13 protein-coding genes and 1 pseudogene are annotated in these 13,618 nt (G+C 64.9%); 6 read left to right on the top strand and 8 right to left on the bottom strand.

Going from position 1 to position 13,618, the window contains the following annotated elements; translation table 11 throughout:
• Both IHE30_RS14945 and yajC read right to left on the bottom strand, forming a co-directional pair.
• Positions 1-601 (bottom strand): annotated as a pseudogene (locus tag IHE30_RS14945) (protein translocase subunit SecD); the annotation flags it as partial.
• A gap of 112 nt (positions 602-713) precedes the next feature.
• Positions 714-1,091 carry a preprotein translocase subunit YajC gene (gene yajC / locus IHE30_RS14950; protein WP_337691769.1) on the bottom strand — a complete coding sequence of 126 codons (378 nt, stop codon included), beginning with the start codon at positions 1,089-1,091 and terminating at the stop codon, positions 714-716.
• 158 nt (positions 1,092-1,249) lie between these two features.
• On the opposite strand from yajC, the gene IHE30_RS14955 reads away from it, so the two are divergent.
• The 4 genes from IHE30_RS14955 to purB all read left to right on the top strand — a co-directional run bounded on the left by IHE30_RS14955 (position 1,250) and on the right by purB (position 6,027).
• Positions 1,250-2,542, top strand: coding sequence for a THUMP domain-containing class I SAM-dependent RNA methyltransferase (locus IHE30_RS14955; RefSeq protein ID WP_337691772.1), 1,293 nt, complete (start codon positions 1,250-1,252; stop codon positions 2,540-2,542).
• Positions 2,543-2,721: 179 nt separating this feature from the next.
• Positions 2,722-3,198, top strand: a complete 477-nt coding sequence (locus IHE30_RS14960; RefSeq protein WP_337691774.1) for an NUDIX hydrolase — start codon at positions 2,722-2,724, stop codon at positions 3,196-3,198.
• Between the two features lie 89 nt (positions 3,199-3,287).
• Entirely contained in the window at positions 3,288-4,430 is a 1,143-nt protein-coding gene (gene mnmA / locus IHE30_RS14965) for a tRNA 2-thiouridine(34) synthase MnmA (RefSeq protein ID WP_337691776.1), read from the top strand.
• A gap of 208 nt (positions 4,431-4,638) precedes the next feature.
• Positions 4,639-6,027, top strand: a complete 1,389-nt coding sequence (purB, locus tag IHE30_RS14970; protein WP_337691777.1) for an adenylosuccinate lyase — start codon at positions 4,639-4,641, stop codon at positions 6,025-6,027.
• Between the two features lie 60 nt (positions 6,028-6,087).
• Here purB and IHE30_RS14975 read toward each other — a convergent pair whose 3' ends face one another.
• Entirely contained in the window at positions 6,088-6,588 is a 501-nt protein-coding gene (locus IHE30_RS14975) for a gluconokinase (RefSeq protein ID WP_337691778.1), read from the bottom strand.
• Positions 6,589-6,628: 40 nt separating this feature from the next.
• Positions 6,629-7,990, bottom strand: a complete 1,362-nt coding sequence (locus IHE30_RS14980) for a GntP family permease (RefSeq protein WP_337691780.1) — start codon at positions 7,988-7,990, stop codon at positions 6,629-6,631.
• 21 nt (positions 7,991-8,011) lie between these two features.
• On the opposite strand from IHE30_RS14980, the gene IHE30_RS14985 reads away from it, so the two are divergent.
• Positions 8,012-8,344 carry a hypothetical protein gene (locus tag IHE30_RS14985; protein ID WP_337691781.1) on the top strand — a complete coding sequence of 111 codons (333 nt, stop codon included), beginning with the start codon at positions 8,012-8,014 and terminating at the stop codon, positions 8,342-8,344.
• A gap of 2 nt (positions 8,345-8,346) precedes the next feature.
• On the opposite strand, the gene eda is transcribed toward IHE30_RS14985, so the two are convergent.
• Both eda and edd read right to left on the bottom strand, forming a co-directional pair.
• Positions 8,347-8,982, bottom strand: a complete 636-nt coding sequence (eda, locus tag IHE30_RS14990) for a bifunctional 4-hydroxy-2-oxoglutarate aldolase/2-dehydro-3-deoxy-phosphogluconate aldolase (RefSeq protein ID WP_443193693.1) — start codon at positions 8,980-8,982, stop codon at positions 8,347-8,349.
• 37 nt (positions 8,983-9,019) lie between these two features.
• On the bottom strand, positions 9,020-10,855 hold the full coding sequence (edd, locus tag IHE30_RS14995; RefSeq protein WP_337691782.1) for a phosphogluconate dehydratase: 1,836 nt from the start codon (positions 10,853-10,855) through the stop codon (positions 9,020-9,022).
• 359 nt (positions 10,856-11,214) lie between these two features.
• Here edd and IHE30_RS15000 point away from each other — a divergent pair, with 359 nt between their 5' ends.
• Positions 11,215-12,057, top strand: coding sequence for a MurR/RpiR family transcriptional regulator (locus tag IHE30_RS15000; RefSeq protein WP_337691783.1), 843 nt, complete (start codon positions 11,215-11,217; stop codon positions 12,055-12,057).
• Between the two features lie 11 nt (positions 12,058-12,068).
• On the opposite strand, the gene IHE30_RS15005 is transcribed toward IHE30_RS15000, so the two are convergent.
• Complete coding sequence (locus tag IHE30_RS15005; protein ID WP_337691786.1) at positions 12,069-12,485, bottom strand: CopD family protein; 417 nt, start codon at positions 12,483-12,485, stop codon at positions 12,069-12,071.
• Between the two features lie 12 nt (positions 12,486-12,497).
• The coding region (locus IHE30_RS15010; protein WP_337691788.1) for a glutamate-5-semialdehyde dehydrogenase at positions 12,498-13,618 on the bottom strand (1,121 nt) is incomplete at its 5' end.

Consider the following 13,618-nt stretch of genomic DNA (forward strand, 5'->3'; position numbering starts at 1 on the left):
GCAACTGGCGCGCGCGGCTCGCGACGTCCTGATCGACGAAGTTGACCACCACTGTCTGGCCCACGCGGTTCACGCCGCCATCGCGGATCGACTTGTCGCGCAGCAACGTACGCGCATCGGCTGCGTCCGCATCGAGCTTCTTATTCAGCGCGCCGGCCAGATCCACCTGCAGCAGGAAGTGCACGCCGCCGCGCAAGTCCAGGCCCAGGTACATCGGCAGCGCGTGCAGCGACGCTAACCAGCGCGGCGACGCCGATTGCAGGTTCAGCGCGACGATATAGGTTGGATCCGCCGGATCGGCATTCAGCGCCTTTTGCAGCAGGTCCTTCACGCGCAGTTGCGTGTCGGTGTCCTTCAGGCGCACGCGGATAGTCGCGTTTTGACTCGTGTTGTCAAACGTCACGTCGTCCGCCTGCACGCCGTTCGCGGCAAGCGTCGACTCGACGGTATTGAGCACCGACGAGTCCAGCTTGACCGTCGCCTTGCCGCTGGACACCTGCACCGCCGGCGCCTCGCCGAAGAAGTTAGGCAGCGTGTACAGCAAGCCGATGGCAAGCGCCACCAGCATCACGACGTATTTCCAGAGAGGATAGCGATTCATGGAATGACCGGACAGGAGGAGTTCTGGCGCGACGCTCGCCGGGCCGTGTCCGCTGCGACGCGCGGTCGGCGCACCAGGCGCCGTGCCACGCGGACCGGACACACGCCGGCGATCAGAGCGACTTAATCGTGCCCTTGGGTAGGAGCGCCGAGACCGCGCTCTTTTGCACGGTGACCTCGACGCCGTCGGACAACTCGACGCCAACATAGGCCTCGCCGACCTTCGTGACTTTGCCCACGATGCCGCCGGACGTGAGCACTTCGTCGCCCTTAGTCATCGTGGCAAGCATGTTCCGGTGCTCCTTTTGCCGCTTCATCTGAGGACGAATCATAAAGAAGTACAGCACCGCGATCATCAGGATGAAGAAGCCGTACGTCTGGATGAAGCCGGCGGCACCGCCTGCGGCGGGCGCAGCCTGGGCGTACGCATTGGAAATGAACACGTTGGTCTCTCCGTGGTAGAAGGTCGAAATAGCCGGGCATTCTACCATCTGCCCAGGACGGCAAAGCACTCTCTGGCGGCTGTACGGGCCGATGCGGCGGACACGGCAGCGGACACGGCCAGGCGCATCGGGACCCGGGGCCGCCCCACCCGTCGCATGGCCACGTACAATATGCACTGGTCCGTTTTGCGCCCGGCGCGTCCTCCATGTCCTTCGCCACCCGCCTCGAATTCTTCGCCCCCTGCCCCCGCGGCCTGGAGGGCGCGCTCGCCGTCGAACTCGGCGAGTTGTCCGCGCTCGCCGCCGATCCCACGTTCGCCGTACACGCGCCGGCGCCCGGCGGCGTGCCGTTCAGCGGTGCATGGGCTGCCGCCATCGCGGCCAACCTGCATTCGCGCATTGCTAGCCGGATCCTGCTGAAGATCGCCACGCGGCCCTATCGCGACGAGCATGATATCTACACGCTGGCGCGCGAGCAGTCGTGGGAGCAATGGTTCGACGCCAGCCGCACGTTGCGGGTGGACGTGACCGCGATCAAGTCGCCGCTGCGCAGTCTGGAATTCACGACGCTGCGCATCAAGGACGCGATCTGCGACCGACTGCGCGAGCAGACTGGGGCACGGCCCAGCATCGACACCGCCGAACCCGACGTGCGAGTGCAAGCGTTCGTGACCGCCACGGACTGCACGCTCTATTTGGACACCTCCGGCGAGCCATTGTTCAAGCGAGGGTGGCGACTGGATAAAGGCGCCGCGCCATTGCGCGAGAATCTGGCCGCCGGCATCCTGCGGCTGACCGGCTGGACACCAGGCACGCCGCTGCTCGACCCAATGTGTGGCAGCGGCACGTTCATCGCCGAGGCCGCGCAGATCGCGCTAGGCATCGCGCCGGGCGTGGACCGGCGTTTCGGCTTCGAAAAGCTCATGCACTACGATGTCGGCGCGTGGCAGCGCCTGAAGGCGCAAGCGCTGGACGCCAAGCGCGAGGCCGGCGCGCGCGCCGCGCCGGGCGATGCACTGTCGATCTACGGCAGCGACGTGTCCGGCGACATGCTGGCCAAGGCCGCCGCGAACCTGCAGCGCGCAGGCGCGCCAATGGTACCGCTCAAGCAACTCGATGCACGCGACATCGTGGCACCATGCGACACGCCGGGCGTGCTGGTGGCCAATCCGCCCTACGGCGAGCGAATCGCCACACGCGGCCGCGGCGCCGGCACGGGCGATGGCAACGGCACGGGATTCCAGCGCGCCCATCCGGACGACGCGGACAGCGCGTTCTTCCGCTCGTTCGGCGACGTGCTCAAGCAGCGGTTCCCCGGCTGGCACGCGTTCGTGCTCAGCGCCGATCGTACACTGCCCGGTCAGATGCGGCTGCGCGAATCGACGAAGACGCCGTTGTACAACGGCGCGCTCGAATGCCGGCTGTTCCGCTTCGACCTGGTCGCCGGCGCGATGCGGCAACGCTCGGCGGCACGCACACACACGGGCTCACCCGATTGAACGGCCCGCTGCCGGTAACGCTGCGTCCGACAGCGTTATCTGCAAGCGGGGGATGCAATAGGGATCTGGATCGCGTCGCACAGCCGCAGGCCGGTGTTTGCCCCCGGATGGGCCGCCGCGACCGGCGTGTGGGTGGGAGGCCGGCCGACGCGCCAGACAGCGGTACAATGTTGGACCTTATGGATACGCAACTGTGGGCACCGCACGTGACGGTGGCCGCCATCGTCGAGCACGGGCAGCGGTTTCTGCTGGTCGAGGAACACACGCCGGACGGGCTGCGGCTGAACCAGCCGGCCGGTCATCTGGAGCCGGGCGAAACGCTGCTCGAAGCGGTCGTGCGTGAAACGCTCGAGGAGACCGGGCACGTGTTCACGCCGCAGGCGTTGGTTGGCGTGTATGTCGCGCAGTTCGAGCGGGGGCACGATGTGCCGGCCACCTATGTCCGCTTTACGTACTGCGGCACCGCCACACACGACCCGGTCCCGCGCGAGCTTGACCCCGATATCCTGCGCACGGTTTGGTTGAGCGCCGACGCGTTGCATGCACAAGCGTCGCGCCACCGCACGCCGCTCGTGTTGCGCTGTGTCGAGGATTACCTAGCGGGACGCCGCTATCCGCTCGATCTCGTGCAATCCCACCCGGCCGTGCTGCGCTAAACGGCGTGTCGCGACCGGTCTTGAGCAACCCAACCGGCGCTCGCGCCGCGTGGCGCCCGCGGCGCCTAAACTGGCAACGGTAACGCATCATGGCAAAGCAACGCGTGGTCATCGGCATGTCTGGCGGCGTGGATTCGTCGGTCGCCGCGTGGCTGCTCAAGCAGCAGGGCTACGAGGTGGTTGGCCTGTTCATGAAGAACTGGGAAGACGACGATAACAGCGAATATTGCTCGAGCCGGCAGGACTGGATCGACGTCGTATCGGTTGCGGACCTCATCGGCATCGACGTTGAGGCGGTGAACTTCGCCGCGCAGTACAAGGACAGGGTCTTTGCCGAGTTCCTGCGCGAGTATTCGGCGGGCCGCACGCCGAACCCGGATGTACTGTGCAATGCGGAAATCAAATTCAAGGCATTCCTGGACCATGCGATGGCGCTGGGCGCACAAACCATCGCGACCGGCCACTACGCCCGCGTGCGCCGGATCGGCGAGCGGTTTGAACTGCTCAAGGCACTGGACTCGTCCAAGGACCAATCGTACTTCCTGCATCGCCTGAACCAATCGCAGTTGAGCCGCACACTGTTTCCGCTCGGCGAATTGCCCAAGGCGAGGGTTCGTGAGATTGCCGCGCAAATCGGGTTGCCCAACGCGGCAAAGAAGGACTCGACTGGCATCTGCTTCATTGGCGAGCGGCCGTTTCGCACGTTCCTGAACCGCTATCTGCCGACCCGCCCTGGTCCGATGAGGACCCCAGACGGCAAGGTCGTTGGCGAACACATCGGACTCGCGTTCTACACATTGGGACAGCGCAAGGGGATCGGCCTGGGCGGCAGCCGCGACGGCAGCGGCGAGCCGTGGTTCGTCGCCGGCAAGGACATGGCGGGCAACACACTGTACGTCGTGCAGGGGCACGATCACCCGTGGCTGCTCAGCTCGACGCTGCAGGCGGGGAACGCCAGTTGGATTGCAGGCGCGGCACCGCAGGACGGACACTCGTGCGCGGCCAAGACGCGCTATCGCCAGCAGGACGCGGCCTGCACCTTCCAGCATGCGCCAGACGGGCACTTTGCGTTGCGCTTCGCGCAGCCGCAATGGGCGGTGACGCCGGGGCAATCCGCCGTGCTGTACGACGGCGACGTGTGCCTAGGCGGTGGCATCATTGGTGCCACGTCGGCACCGTTCACGCCTGCGGCAGCGTATCGACGAACGACCGACGCCACGACAGCTTCGTGAAGTGCTTGTCCAGATTCGGGGGGGCATCGTGCTACGCGAAATCTGGCATGCAAAGCAACGCACCGCGACGTGCGCGGCCCGGCACCATGGCATACCGACACCACGGCGCACCAGCGACGCGGCACACGGTGAGTCTCGCCGGGACGCAGCCGATGGTAAAATATGCGGTTCTCCACGTTTTTCCGGCGCCGCTGCAGCGTCCCGTGCCATGTCCGACACTCGTCCCGATACCCTCTTTGCGCTGACCGCGCTGTCGCCGCTGGACGGCCGCTATGCGGCCAAAACCGAAGCCCTGCGCGACTGGCTGTCCGAAGCCGCGTTCATGCGCCACCGCGTCACCGTCGAAGTCCACTGGCTGATCGCGCTGTCGCAGGCCGGGTTGCCGGGAATCCCGGCGTTCTCCGCGCCATCCGAACAGTTCCTGCTGCAATTGGTCGAGCGCTTTTCCCCGCATGATGCCGCCCGGATTAAGGACATCGAGCGCGTGACGAACCACGACGTGAAGGCGGTCGAGTACTGGCTGAAGGAGTCGGTCAAGGGCCAGGCGGAACTGGAGCGCGCGAGCGAGTTCATCCATTTCGCCTGCACGTCCGAGGACATCAACAACACGTCGCACGGATTGATGCTCAAGGGCGCGCGTGAGCATGTGATATTGCCAGCGCTGCGCACCGTGCACCAGCGGCTGGTCACACTCGCGCACGCGCACGCCGCACAACCGATGCTCTCACGCACGCACGGACAGCCGGCCAGCCCGACGACGCTGGGCAAGGAAATCGCCAACGTGGCCGCGCGTCTGGCACGCGCCATCGACCGGATCGCCGCCGTCACGCTGTTGGGCAAGATGAACGGCGCGGTCGGCAATTTCAACGCCCATCTGTCTGCCTACCCGGATTTCGACTGGGAAGCCTTCGCGCGGGATGTCGTGCAGACGCGGCTCGGGCTGACATTCAACCCCTATACGATCCAAATCGAGCCGCACGACTACATGGCGGAATTGTTCGACGCGATCGCGCGGGCAAACACAATCCTGCTGGACCTGGACCGCGACGTATGGGGCTACATCTCGCTGGGCTATTTCAAGCAAAAGACGAAGGCAGGAGAAATCGGCTCGTCAACGATGCCGCACAAGGTTAATCCGATCGATTTCGAAAACTCCGAAGGCAACCTGGGCCTGGCTAACGCCACGCTGCGCCATCTGGCGGACAAGCTGCCCGTGTCGCGCTGGCAGCGCGATCTGACTGACTCGACGGTCCTGCGCAACATCGGAGTCGCATTCGGCTATTCGCTGCTCGCGTACGATGCCCTGATCCGCGGGCTCGACAAGCTCGAAGTGAATCCGCAACGACTTGATGAGGACCTGGATGGCTGCTGGGAAGTGCTAGCCGAACCGGTGCAGACCGTCATGCGCCGCTATGGAATCGAGCATCCCTATGAGCAATTGAAGCAGCTTACGCGTGGCAAGGGCATCACCCGCGATGGACTGCACGCCTTCATCGGCACGCTGGCGATCCCGGACGAGGTCAAGGCGCGACTGCTGGCGATGACGCCGGCCTCCTACATCGGCAAGGCGGTCGAGCTCGCACAACGCATCGACTAACACTGGTGCGCGGCGCCGCTGCGGGCACGCATGCCGCGGTAGCCGCCCCGGCCGCGTGGATCAACGGGTGCGCGCGGCCAGTCGCTCGAGCACCCGCTCGACGATCCGCTCCGGCGGCTCGTCGATGCTCACCGTGATCGCCTCGTCAGGCCCCGGCTCCTCGAGCGTGTCCAATTGGCTTTGCAGCAACGACGGGTCAAAGAAGTGGCCGGTGCGGTAACCGAGCCGTGCGCGCAGCACCTGGAGCGTACCTTTCAGGTAGACGAAGACAATGTCGCTGTCGCCACGGCGCAGTACGTCCCGGTACGAGCGCTTGAGCGACGAGCAGGTGAAGACGGCGGTTCCGCCTGCCTGCTGCTGCTGCTCGATCGCCACACGCAAGCTGCGCAGCCACGGCCAGCGGTCCTCGTCGGTCAGCGCAATACCGCGGCTCATCTTGTCCTTGTTCGCGTCGCTGTGGAACGCGTCCCCGTCGGTAAATGGGCAGCCGAGCCGCTCGGCCAGCCCCTCCCCGACCCGCGTCTTGCCGGCGCCCGATACTCCCATCACAATCAGAATCATCACACGCTCCACGGGCCCGCATCGCACACGCGGCCATCTTTTACAGCACCATCCCCAGTGTCAGGGTCAAGAGCAGGCCGACCACCGAGATGATCGTCTCGCACAGCGACCACGTCTTGAACGTCTGCGTGACGGTCATGCCGAAATATTCCTTGATCAGCCAGAAGCCACCATCATTTACGTGCGAGAAAATCAGTGAGCCCGAACCAGTCGCGAGCACTAGCAACTCCGGCGTGGCCTGAACCGTGCCGGCCGCCGCGATCGGCGCGACGATGCCACACGCGGTGGTCATCGCCACGGTAGCGGAACCCGTGGCCAGTCGGATCAGCGCGGCAACGAGCCATCCGAGCACCAGCGGCGACAGGTTGTGCTGGGTTGCCGCGCCGATGATTTCCTTTGAGATGCCGCTGTCCATCAAGATGCGGCCAAAGCCACCGCCCGCACCGACAATCAGCGTAATGCCGGCAATCGGCGCGAGGCAGTCGCCGCAGAAGCGCTGAATCTGCTCGCGCGTGAAGCCGCGGCGCGCGCCGAAGGTCCAGAAGCTAACCAGCACCGCGACCAGCAAGGCCACATCAGCGTTGCCGAGGAAGCGCAGCACGTCGTTCGCACGCGTGTTCGGCGAGAGCACCAGGTCCGCCCAGCTGCCGGCCAACATCAAGATCACCGGCAGCAGAATCGTCATCAGCGTAATGCCGAAACCAGGCAGTTCACGCTGCTGCGGCGCCGGCGCGGACTGGACGAACTGGGCAGCGAGCGGATTGTCAGCTGGTAGCTTGATCGCGCGGTGGATCAGCAGCGCGAACAGCGGTCCGGCGATGATCGCGGTCGGCACGCCGACGATCAGCCCATATGCGATCGTGCGGCCAATGTCGGCGTGATACTGCTGGAGCGCGAGCATCGCGGCCGGATGCGGCGGAATCAGGCCATGCACCACCGATAGCCCGGCGACCATCGGCAAACCGACCAGCAGCAGAGACTTGCCGGTGCGCTTGGCGACGTTGAAGGCGATCGGGATCAGCAGCACGAAGCCCACCTCGAAGAACACCGGCAACCCGACGATAATGGCGACGAACATCATCGCCCAGTGGATGTTTCTTTCGCCGAACCAGCCGATCAGCGTCATTGCGATGCGCTCCGCGCCGCCAGACTCGGCCATCATCTTGCCCAGCATCGTGCCCAGGCCAACGACGACCGCAATGTGGCCGAGCGTGTTGCCGTTGCCGGCCTCGAACGACTTGACGAGGGTCGCGGGCGGCATGCCCGCGGCCAGGCCAAGCAGCAGCGAGACAATGATCAGAGCCAGGAACGGATAGACCTTGAAGCGCGTAATCAGCAAGACCAGCGCAGCGATCGCGATGACCGCATAGATCAGTAGCATAGTACCGTGAGCTGCTGCCATGTCGACTCCTCCGATGGCTTGATGAATTTATTGCTTTGTACGCCGGCGCGCCAACCGAGACGGCGCAGCTACCCGGTTGGGCGGTACCCGGCACGGTGCAGCACCGCCGCCCACGACGGCAGCACGGCGGCCGCTGAGGCGGACGGACTCGGGCTCGGGCTTGGGCTCGGGCTCGGGCTTGGGCTTGGGCTCGGGCTTGGGCTTGGGCTTGGGCTTGGGCTCGGGCTCGGGCTTGGGCTCGGGCTCGGGCTCGGACTTGGACTTGGACTTGGACTTGGACTTGGACTTGGACTTGGACTTGGACTTGGACTTGGACTTGGACTTGGACTTGGGCTTGGGCTTGGCTCGGCTTAGACTTAGGTATTGGGCCGCGCCAGTTGGCTCGCCGCGCGCGCCAGGCGTGTCACCTCGGCCCAGTTTTGCGCGGCCAGCACCGCCCGGGGCGTGAGCCACGAGCCGCCGACGCAGACCACGTTGGGCAGCGCAAGAAAACTCGTCGCCAACTCCTGCGTGATACCACCGGTCGGACAGAACCGCAGCGCCGGGAACGGACCGCTGAATGCCTGCAACATGTCCAAGCCGCCGGCCTGCTGAGCCGGGAAAAACTTCACAATGTCGTAGCCAAGCTCGAGCGCGAGCAGGATGTCGGACGGCGTCATCACGCCGGGCAGCAACGGCAAGCCGACGTCCTGCGCCGCCCGATGGATCTCGCGTGTGAGCCCCGGCGACACGCCGAATGCCGCACCGGCGCGCTTGGCCTGCTCGACCTGGGTGGCATTGGTCAGCGTGCCGACGCCGACGACAATATCCGGGGCGATCTGCGATGCGCGCCCGATCGCCTGCAGTCCGGCCGCGGTCCGCAGCGTGATCTCGAGCACCGTCACCCCGCCCTCGTACAGCGCGTGCGCGACGTGCTCGCCCTGCTCCACTGACTCAAATGTCAGGACCGGGATGACCGGGCCGATCCGCACGATTTCGCTCACGGGTTTCATCTGCAGCTCTCCTGTAGTTCAGAATAGAACGATGCCCTCATTCAGTCATCGCGCCAAACACCGACGCCCCTTGCTCGGCCGGCAGCGCAGCGGCACGGAAAACGCCGAACAGCTCGCGGCCAAAGCCCAGTTCATGCTCGTGGCGATGCACGGGCTTTTCGTTCGCGCGGCGCGTCCATTCGGCCTCGCCCACCTCCACGTCTAGTCGCCCGGCTTCTGCATCAAGCGTGATCACATCGCCGCTGCGCACCTTGCCGAGCGGGCCGTCCAGCAGCGCCTCAGGCGACAGGTGGATCACCGCCGGCACCTTGCCCGAGGCGCCCGACATCCGGCCGTCGGTCACCAGCGCCACACGAAATCCCTTGTCCTGCAAGACGCCTAGCAGCGGCGTGAGCCGGTGCAGCTCGGGCATGCCATTGGCTCTTGCCCCCTGAAATCGCACCACGGCGACGCAATCGCGCTCCAGCTCACCGCGATCGAAGGCAGCCTGCACGCCTTCCTGCGAATCGAAGACGATCGCCGGGGCCGTGACCCTGCGATGTTGCGGCGCGACCGCGGAAATCTTGATCACCCCTCGGCCCAGCCGGCCCTGCACCAGTCGCAGCCCACCATCCGGCTGAAACGGTTCCGTGGCGCTGCGCAGCACGGCCTTATCATGGCTCTCGCGCGGGCCATCGACCCAGGCCAGCTTGCCGTCGACCAGTCTGGGCTCGCGCGTGTAATGGTCCGACAAGCCGGTGCCGGCAACGGTGGTCACCTCGTCATGCAGCAAGCCTGCCTCGAGCAGCGTGCGCGTGAGGAACGCCATGCCGCCCGCCGCGTGATAGTGGTTAACGTCCGCCTTGCCATTCGGATAGATCTTCGCGAGCAGCGGCACCGCACGCGACAAGTCATCAAAGTCGTTCCAGTCGATCACGATGCCGGCCGCGCGAGCGATCGCCACCAGGTGCAGCGTATGGTTGGTCGAGCCGCCGGTGGCCAGCAGCGCGACGATGCCGTTGACAATCGCTTTTTCATCGACCACGCGGCCGATCGGCGTGTAGTGCGCGCCTTGTGCGGTCAGCTGCAGCACGCGGCGTGCCGCCTCGGCGGTAAGCGCATCGCGCAGCGGCGTATGCGGATGGACGAACGCGGCACCGGGCAAGTGCAGACCCATGATTTCCATCAGCAGCTGGTTCGAGTTCGCCGTGCCATAGAACGTGCAAGTGCCGTGGCCGTGATACGCACGCGCCTCGCTGTCGAGCAGCACGTCGCGCCCCACGGCGCCGGTGGCGAACTGCTGGCGGATCTTGGCTTTCTCATCATTGGACAGGCCACTGGTCATCGGCCCGGCGGGCACGAAGATCGTCGGCAAGTGGCCGAATTGCAACGCACCGATCAACAAGCCCGGCACGATCTTGTCGCAAATGCCCAGGCACAGCGCCGCGTCGAACATGTTGTGCGTCAACGCAATCGCCGTAGACATCGCGATCGTCTCACGGGAAAACAGCGACAACTCCATGCCAGCGTTGCCCTGCGTGATGCCGTCGCACATCGCGGGCACACCACCGGCAACTTGCGCGATACCGCCCGCTTCGCGCGCAGCCTGTTTAATGATGTCGGGAAAGTCACGGTACGGCGCATGCGCGGACAACATCTCGTTGTAGGCTGACACAATGCCGATGTTCGGCTGCCGCATCGCACGGATTGCGATCTTGTCCTGCCCTTCGAGCCCGGCAAAACCGTGAGCCAGGTTCGCGCAAGACAGCGCCCCACGCGCGGGAAACTGTCCTTGCGCATGCTCGATCCGAGCGAGATAAGCGCGCCGCGTTGCCTTGCTGCGCTCGATGATGCGATCGGTCACTGTCGTCAGCCGGGGGTGCAACGAAGCCATGAAAATCGCTCCTGGAAACGGGCGGCACGCGCACGTGCACTAGAAGTTTGGAATCGCTGGAGGGGTCGCAAGTTCGACCGGTGTTGGCCAGTTTAGTAGAAATTCTACAGAGACTCAATCAGCGCTGATCCGGGTTCCCTCTCTTGGACCGCCCATTCCAGACCGGCTCACGCCGACTCGCACCGAAATTGGGGCTGCAATCGCGTGAAGCCTCCGCGCGGACTCGCGCGAACGCATGGGCGCGCACACCCGACGCACGGTTACACGCGACGATGCCGATGCACCCGGACACGTAGATTTTCTACCTGTTTTGCGCGATACTGCACCCGTTTTATTTCCCTGTCGCTGCGACCTTCACGATGCTCGCCAGAATCGAAGCCATGCGCGCACAATTGCGGCCGTCTGAGCGCAAGCTTGCCGGCTACGTCTGCGACGCGCCGCGCGAGGTGCTCGACCTGTCTATGACCGAGCTGGCCAGCCGCGCGGGCGTCAGCCAGCCTACCATCGCGCGCTTTTGCCACGCGCTGGGGTGCAGCGGATTTCGAGAGTTTAAAATTAGATTGGCGCAAGGTGTGGCACAAAAGCTACCCACCGTCTATCGGGACGTGCGGCTGGATGAGCCGGCACCGGGCATCGTCTCAAAGGTATTTGACCGCACCATTGGCGCACTGCTCGAAGTGCGCAACAGCCTGTCAGCGCACAGTGTCGAGACGGCGATTGATTTGCTCGCCGACGCGGCCCGCGTCGAATTCTATGGCGCTGGCGGCTCGGGCATCGCCGCGCAGGACATCCAGCATAAGTTCTTCCGGCTTGGCATGCCCAGCGTCGCGTACACCGACCCCCATACCTACGCCATGTCGGCGGCGCTGCTCGGCCCACGCGACGTAGTGGTGGCGGTGTCGAACACCGGCCGCACGCGGGATATCATCGGTGCCGTCCACTCAGCGTTGCAGCGTGACGCCAAGGTCATTGCGATCACGCACGGCAACTCACCGTTGGCGCGGCTCGCCACAATTAGCTTGCTCGCCAACATCACCGAGGAAACCGACGTATTCTCGCCGATGACCTCGCGCATGTCGCACTTGGTGATCGGCGACATCCTCGCGGTCGGTGTCGCGCTACGCAGGGGATCGGCGCTGGTCGACCGGCTAGGTGACGCCAAGAAAGCCCTCGCACAACGCCGCGTGGCCATGCGCGACTGACGGCGAGCCGCTCAAAAGGGCTTAAAGACCACCAGCGCGACGGCGCCGAGCAAGCCGAGCACCGGCAATTCGTTGAACATCCGATACCACCGGTCGGAGCGGCGGTTCGCGCCCCGCTCGAACGTGGCGAGCAACCTGCCACACATCGCGTGATAGACGATCAGCAACACGACGATCGCCAGTTTTGCATGCATCCACCCCTGCCCACGCCCGATGCCCACCACCAGCCATAGCCAGAGCCCGCACGCGAGCGCCGGCACGGCGATTAGGCTCATGAAGCGATGCAACTTGCGCGCCATCACCAGCAGGCGCTGCGACGCGGCGGATTCGGTCTCCATTGCCAGGTTCACGAAGATGCGGGGCAAATAGAACAGTCCCGCGAACCAGGAGGCAATCAACACAATATGAAAGGTCTTAATCCACAACATGCTTACACTCCTTTACTGTCGCACTTCGCCGTGACCCAGCACGACGTATTTCAATGACGTCAGCCCCTCGAGGCCGACCGGCCCACGGGCATGCAGCTTGTCGTTCGAGATGCCGATTTCAGCGCCCAGCCCGTATTCGAAGCCGTCCGCGAAGCGCGTTGACGCATTGACCATCACGCTGGCTGAATCGACCTCACGCAGAAACTGCATCGCGCGATCGTAGTGCTCGGTCACGATCGCATCGGTATGCGCGGAGCCATATGTATTGATGTGCTCGATCGCCGCGTCAACGCCGTCCACCACCCTGATTGCGAGCACCGGCGCCAGATATTCGGTTCGCCAATCGGCCTCAGTCGCGTCCATGAGCGGCGCGACACCGGCATCGGCAAGGATCGCACGTGCAGCCGGGTCCACGCGCAGTTCGACAGCCTTGTCCCGGTACAGCTTGCCCAGCAACGGCAACACGGTCGGTGCAATGCCCCGTGCGATAAGCAGCGTCTCCATCGTGTTGCAGGTGCCGTACCGATGCGTCTTCGCGTTATCGCATACCGCCAGCGCCTTGCCAACATCGGCGCCGTCATCCACGTAGACATGGCACACGCCGTCCAGGTGCTTGATCATCGGCACCCGCGCCTCATCGACCAGCCGTTGAATCAAGCGCTTGCCACCGCGCGGCACGATTACGTCGACGTAGTCGGTCAGGGTGATCAGCTTGCCGACCGCCGCCCGATCCGGCGTACCGACCACTTGCACCCCATCCTCGGGCAGGCCGCTCGTGCGCAGCGCCTTGGCGATCAGCGCGGCGAGCGCGGTATTGGATTCAATCGCTTCCGAGCCGCCGCGCAGGATCGTCGCGTTGCCCGATTTCAGGCACAGCGCGGCAGCATCGATCGTGACATTCGGCCGCGACTCATAGATGATGCCAATCACACCGAGCGGCACCCGCATCTGGCCCACCTGGATGCCGGTCGGACGCGTCCTCATGCCCGTGATCTCGCCAATGGGGTCAGGCAGCGCCGCAACCTGACGCAGGCCCTCGACCATCGTCGTCAGCGCCTTGTCCGACAGCGTTAGCCGATCGATGAAAGCCGCATCGTGCCCGTTGGCCCGTGCCCGCTCGACATCGCGCGCGT

Source organism: Mycetohabitans sp. B46, from assembly GCF_037389205.1.
In the GTDB taxonomy this organism is placed as follows: Bacteria; Pseudomonadota; Gammaproteobacteria; order Burkholderiales; family Burkholderiaceae; genus Mycetohabitans.

Bases quoted from the DNA above. Each gene is read 5' to 3' on its own strand.
- yajC (WP_337691769.1), bottom strand. From the start codon at position 1,091: ATGGTAGAATGCCCGGCTATTTCGACCTTCTACCACGGAGAGACCAAC.
- IHE30_RS14955 (WP_337691772.1), top strand. From the start codon at position 1,250: ATGTCCTTCGCCACCCGCCTCGAATTCTTCGCCCCCTGCCCCCGCGGC.
- IHE30_RS14960 (WP_337691774.1), top strand. From the start codon at position 2,722: ATGGATACGCAACTGTGGGCACCGCACGTGACGGTGGCCGCCATCGTC.
- mnmA (WP_337691776.1), top strand. From the start codon at position 3,288: ATGGCAAAGCAACGCGTGGTCATCGGCATGTCTGGCGGCGTGGATTCG.
- purB (WP_337691777.1), top strand. From the start codon at position 4,639: ATGTCCGACACTCGTCCCGATACCCTCTTTGCGCTGACCGCGCTGTCG.
- IHE30_RS14975 (WP_337691778.1), bottom strand. From the start codon at position 6,588: ATGATTCTGATTGTGATGGGAGTATCGGGCGCCGGCAAGACGCGGGTC.
- IHE30_RS14980 (WP_337691780.1), bottom strand. From the start codon at position 7,990: ATGGCAGCAGCTCACGGTACTATGCTACTGATCTATGCGGTCATCGCG.
- IHE30_RS14985 (WP_337691781.1), top strand. From the start codon at position 8,012: ATGAATTTATTGCTTTGTACGCCGGCGCGCCAACCGAGACGGCGCAGC.
- eda (WP_443193693.1), bottom strand. From the start codon at position 8,982: ATGAAACCCGTGAGCGAAATCGTGCGGATCGGCCCGGTCATCCCGGTC.
- edd (WP_337691782.1), bottom strand. From the start codon at position 10,855: ATGGCTTCGTTGCACCCCCGGCTGACGACAGTGACCGATCGCATCATC.
- IHE30_RS15000 (WP_337691783.1), top strand. From the start codon at position 11,215: ATGCTCGCCAGAATCGAAGCCATGCGCGCACAATTGCGGCCGTCTGAG.
- IHE30_RS15005 (WP_337691786.1), bottom strand. From the start codon at position 12,485: ATGTTGTGGATTAAGACCTTTCATATTGTGTTGATTGCCTCCTGGTTC.